7 protein-coding genes are annotated in these 4,793 nt (G+C 35.0%); 6 read left to right on the top strand and 1 reads right to left on the bottom strand.

Translation table 11 applies throughout. The features are described from left to right. From M0Q17_RS10645 to M0Q17_RS10620, 6 genes are all read left to right on the top strand, one after another. The coding region (locus tag M0Q17_RS10645) for a hypothetical protein (RefSeq protein WP_295086679.1) at positions 1-194 on the top strand (194 nt) is incomplete at its 5' end. A gap of 95 nt (positions 195-289) precedes the next feature. Continuing rightward, complete coding sequence (gene rd / locus M0Q17_RS10640) at positions 290-448, top strand: rubredoxin (RefSeq protein ID WP_295086677.1); 159 nt, start codon at positions 290-292, stop codon at positions 446-448. A gap of 183 nt (positions 449-631) precedes the next feature. Continuing rightward, on the top strand, positions 632-1,345 hold the full coding sequence (locus M0Q17_RS10635) for a DUF2461 domain-containing protein (protein WP_366835361.1): 714 nt from the start codon (positions 632-634) through the stop codon (positions 1,343-1,345). A 3-nt stretch (positions 1,346-1,348) separates the two neighbouring features. Continuing rightward, on the top strand, positions 1,349-2,299 hold the full coding sequence (gene hemH / locus M0Q17_RS10630) for a ferrochelatase (RefSeq protein WP_295086675.1): 951 nt from the start codon (positions 1,349-1,351) through the stop codon (positions 2,297-2,299). 8 nt (positions 2,300-2,307) lie between these two features. Next, positions 2,308-2,937, top strand: a complete 630-nt coding sequence (locus M0Q17_RS10625) for an HAD family hydrolase (protein WP_295086673.1) — start codon at positions 2,308-2,310, stop codon at positions 2,935-2,937. A gap of 43 nt (positions 2,938-2,980) precedes the next feature. Continuing rightward, entirely contained in the window at positions 2,981-4,228 is a 1,248-nt protein-coding gene (locus M0Q17_RS10620; protein WP_295086671.1) for a hypothetical protein, read from the top strand. On the opposite strand, the gene M0Q17_RS10615 is transcribed toward M0Q17_RS10620, so the two are convergent. Beyond that, a complete protein-coding gene (locus tag M0Q17_RS10615; RefSeq protein WP_295086669.1) occupies positions 4,217-4,606 on the bottom strand; it encodes a hypothetical protein in 390 nt (129 codons plus the stop codon). The genes M0Q17_RS10620 and M0Q17_RS10615 overlap by 12 nt on opposite strands. Positions 4,607-4,793 lie beyond the last annotated feature (187 nt).

The following is a 4,793-nucleotide window of genomic DNA, read 5'->3' as shown; positions in this document are numbered from 1 at the left end:
TTAACTATAGTGTAATATCACTTTTGGCATATACTTCAGTTATTATGACCTATTTTGGGGTAAATTATTACCTTGCGGGAATGCACTCATACGCAAAAGGCGACCCTGTGCCGATACCTGATTTTGTACCTGTGACATATACGATTTTATTTATAGTAATAGCGGTTGCTTTTAGAAATAGAAAGCTGGCTTAAATACAAAGATGATAGAATATACAATCTTTCAAACTTACCTATACAAAAAGATTTGTTTATAAGATTTGAGTATTTAAAAGCATTAGGAGTAAGTCATGAAAAAATATGTATGTACGGTATGTGGTTATATTTATGATCCTGAGATTGGAGACCCTGACTCTGGGGTTGAGGCTGGAACGGCTTTTGAGGATATTCCTGATGATTGGAGATGCCCAGTTTGTGGCGTTACAAAAGATGATTTTGAAGAGATGTAAGTGAGATTTACTTTAATATAAAGGGCAAAATCTACTATGTCGGCAATGTCGATTGGAAAATAGAGCATTATAAAGGTTACAGGTACTCTACACACAAAGATTCTTCATACAGTGCGTGTCTAATGAAAAGAGCACAAAGTCATGTGTTGATTTTGGAGAAGAGTTTGCTAGAGAGACTACAATATAAGAGGCATTATCATACAGTTTAGCGGATTTAAAGATGCGGTTGCTTTTTTAGAAGCTATTCGCAAAAATAACAATAAAGAGTGGTTTGAGGCGCATAAAAGCGAGTATGAGAGAGTTATTTTAAATCCATCAAAGGCTTTTGTAGTTGAGATGGGCGAGCATCTTATGGCGCTTGAGCCAACAATCGACTTTGAGCCAAAAATCAATAAATCACTCTTTAGAATATATAGAGATACTCGCAGAATGGGTGCAAATAAAGTACCACTAAAATCGAAAATCGGAATTATTTTCACGCAAGGCAATAGTGGAGGCAGGCTTCAAAAATCCTCGTTTTATCTTCACTTTTCCCCTGAGGAGCTTTTTGTGTCTGTTGGGGCAAGATGGTTTGAAAAGCCTATGTTAGATGCTTACCGTGAATATATAAAAGATGAAAGCCGAAGAGTTGCTCTTGATAAACTTTTAAATAGCCTTGAAGCAAAGGGATATAAAACGATTGAAAAAGAGTATAAAAGATATCCTCGGGGTTTTAGTTCTGATATGCCAAGCGTAGATTTGAGTCTTTACAAAGGGATGGCGGTTTATAAAATTTTAGAGCCAAATCTCATAGAAGATGGCGACAGACTAATAGATACGCTTTATAAAATATATGAAGAGATGCTACCATTACAGCGTATTGTATATGAGATAAGTTTAAGAGCTAAAGAGGAGTAGGTTGTGAAAAAAGAAGCAATCGTTTTACTAAATATGGGCGGACCAAACAACCTAGAAGAGGTTGAAGTTTTTTTGACTAATATGTTTAATGATAAAAATATCATAACTGTAAAAAGCTCTCTTTTGAGAAGATTTATAGCGACTATGATAACTTTTTCAAGAGCGGAAAAATCACAAGAAATATATAGACAAATTGGTGGAAAATCACCTATTGTTGGGCATACTAAAAATTTGGTTCAAAAGCTTAAAAGTAGAGTCGGTAATGAGATTATAGTTGATTTTGCCATGCGTTATACGCCTCCGTTTGCCGCAGAGGTTATAGAGAGACTAAACAAATACAATCTTGAAAAAATCTATCTGATTCCTCTTTATCCTCAGTTCTCAACTACCACCACCAAATCATCTTTAGAGGATTTTGAGGAGCAGTATCATACAAAAGGCAGGGATGCTGTTTTAGTTGAGATTAAACACTTTTTTCAAAATACAAACTACAACAAAGCGATACTTCAAAGGATTCAAGAACGCATTAGCGCTCATGAGTGCAGGGATTTTGACCTGATATTTTCAGCTCATGGACTTCCTCTAAAAGTGATTGAAAAAGGCGATGTTTATGAGCGACATGTGCAAAAACATGTTGAGATTTTAAAGGGGATGCTTCTTGAAGCTGGGATGAATTTTAATGCGGTGCATCTTGCTTATCAGTCAAAAGTCGGACCGATGGAGTGGCTAAAACCCTCGCTTGGGGATAAGTTAAAAGAGGTAAAAGGCAAGGGTGTGCTTATCTATCCTATAGCTTTTACAATTGATAATTCAGAGACTGATTTTGAGCTTGAGATAGAGTATAGAGAAATTGCACATGAACTAGGATTTAAAGAATATAGAGTTTGTGAATGCCCAAATGATAGTGAGTTTTTTGTTGATGCTCTTGTTGAAATATATGAGAAGATGAGATAAAAAAAGAGATGAAAGTTGTTATCTTTGATATGGACGGTACGCTTCTTGATTCAAAAAAAGATATTACAATCTCTGCCAATTATGTAAGAGAGAAGCATTATAATCTAGAGCCACTTAGTGAAGAGTATGTAGTTGAAGTTATCAACATGGAGGTGCGAAATCTCGCCATGCTTTTTTATGAAACAGAGGTTTATCATCCAAAAGATAGGGAGTTGTTTGAGAGTCATTATGAGATTCAGTGCACAAAAAATGTTTACCTTTATGAGGGGATAGAGGAGATGCTTAAGAAACTAGTGGAGGCAGATATAAAAATATCCGTTGCGACAAATGCCCCTACTCAGTTTGCCCTTAGGATGCTAGAGCATTTGAAAGTAAAGCCTCTTTTTGATGTTATTATAGGCGCAGACATGGTTTGTGAGTCAAAACCGAGTCCTGAGATGCTTAACTATGTACTTAATCACTACGGATATGATGCCAAAAGTCATAAAGCGTGGATGGTTGGAGATAACTCTAAGGATATTTTAAGCGCAGCAAGTGCGCAAATCGACTCAATTTTCGCAACCTGGGGATTTAGTCCAAAAGGCAATGCAAAAATAATCATAAAAAAACCTTCCGAGATATTAGATATAGTTTTATAAAAGTTTATGATAGAATAGCCAGAGACTATATTAAGGATATATTGTGTTTGATGCTGATTTCTTGCTGGCTTTTGCATTTATGGCGCTTCTTTTTCTTAGACAAATATCTATATTAAAAGAGCCAAATAAGATTAACTATGCACCGCTTATGCTAGGCATCGGTGCTATTAGTGCCGTTGTTCATTTTATAATTCATCCTGAATCTATGGATATGTTTATGGCGTTAAAAGAGAGTTTTATTCCCATCTTGGTTTCTTTGATTTTATATATTATTATGAATATCTTGCATCAGACGCAACAAGCCGAGCAGGCGAAAATGCAGCATAAATTTTCTCAAGTATTAACTAAGCAGCTAGAGGAGTTAGCAGAGTTCAGTTCGCAGTTTGATAGAAAGATGATTTTAAATCAAAATCAAGATAAGCAACTCCAAGAAGAGAGTAGGGAGAGATTTAAGCATGATATAAAAGCGCTTGATTCCTTGCTGATAAATCAAAATAAATTTTTAGAAAAATTTCAAGAGTTGCACGGTTTGCATGAGAGTGTAAAGAACTCTTTTGAGAATTTTACCGAGGTTGAACTTCCATCTCTTGACAAAATTGTTCATAAACATATTGACATACTAAGAGTGGCAGAGCAAGATCATTTCAACAAAGTAAAAACAATCCTCACAAGAGCAGTAGAGAGTAGAGATGAGATAGTTGATGAGATAGAGGAGTTAAAAGAGAGTTTGCACGCTATGAGCACTATCTCAAAGACAATCGCTAACACGATAACGCAGGAGACACTCGGACAACTCTCAAGCGTTACAAAACCGTTTGAAAAAGAGCTGCTCTCTATTAAATCACATGCACAGGGAGTAGAAACATCCCTTTATGAGAGTGAAAACAGGCTCGGTGGCATAAAAGAGCAGAGTGAAATGATTATGAAGCAGATGATTTTATCTTCAAATAAGATGAGTGAACTACGGACTCAAAACGCCTCTTTGCATGACATCTACGCGACTATGAGAGATTTGATAAAAGATATAGAGGGTGTAAAATCAGAGTATGTAAAATCACAATCACAGCTTAGTATAATTATAAAAGAGTTTAAAGAGATAAAAGAGAGTGAAGCAAAGAGCACAAAAGAGCAGATAGAGTCTTTAGGAAACACGCTTAATGATAAAATAGATAGCTCCTTAGAGAAGCTTCATAAAGATTATCACGTGGCTAAGGAAGATATATCTCAGAGTGTAAAGTTTTTGTCCAAACAAGCGCAGTTAAAAAACAGATACTATGACTCAGAGAGCTAGTATAATTAGTGTGGGATAGATAAAGAGCCCCATATATGGTAAAAAATTATTTATCGGCGTTAGAAGAAGCTGGCTTAGTTCTTTAGAGAGTTCCTTTTTCTTAAAAATCTGCTCTATTAGAAGAATCTTGGTTGCAACGTCAGCTGTTTTAAGAAAGAGCAAAATCATCGCATATATATTAAGATTACTAAGCATAGCAAACCCAATACTAAAGTAAAAAGTCGGCTGCATTATTAAAAAGAGAAATATGCTTTTTGAGTAATATTTATGCATCCTTAGGAGCATTCCCATAATGCTAGGCGCCTTTTGCCACATTATCTCATACATCTCAAGTAGTACAAAAAGAAGTACATAGTTTAAAACCAAATCATTTATCATTTTTTAATTTTACTATAAATATTTAAAATTTGCTATTGTTTTAACCTACACTTTAGGGGATCACATTTTATCAAAAATTGTTAACACTGCATTAACAAAAAGTTAACATCTAATTCATATAAAACACATATACTTATAACGGTAAATTTCTTGAAAAAGGGGTTTAATATTAATGCCTAAGATAAGG

The sequence above is a fragment of the Sulfurimonas sp. genome (genome assembly GCF_023229105.1).
Taxonomy (GTDB): Bacteria; Campylobacterota; Campylobacteria; order Campylobacterales; family Sulfurimonadaceae; genus Sulfurimonas.
Note: the sequence above shows the minus strand (reverse complement) of the source record. Positions and strands in the feature narration are given on the sequence as shown.

Coding starts and splice junctions, on each gene's coding strand:
- rd (WP_295086677.1), top strand. CDS start 290: ATGAAAAAATATGTATGTACGGTATGTGGTTATATTTATGATCCTGAG.
- M0Q17_RS10625 (WP_295086673.1), top strand. CDS start 2,308: ATGAAAGTTGTTATCTTTGATATGGACGGTACGCTTCTTGATTCAAAA.
- M0Q17_RS10615 (WP_295086669.1), bottom strand. CDS start 4,606: ATGATAAATGATTTGGTTTTAAACTATGTACTTCTTTTTGTACTACTT.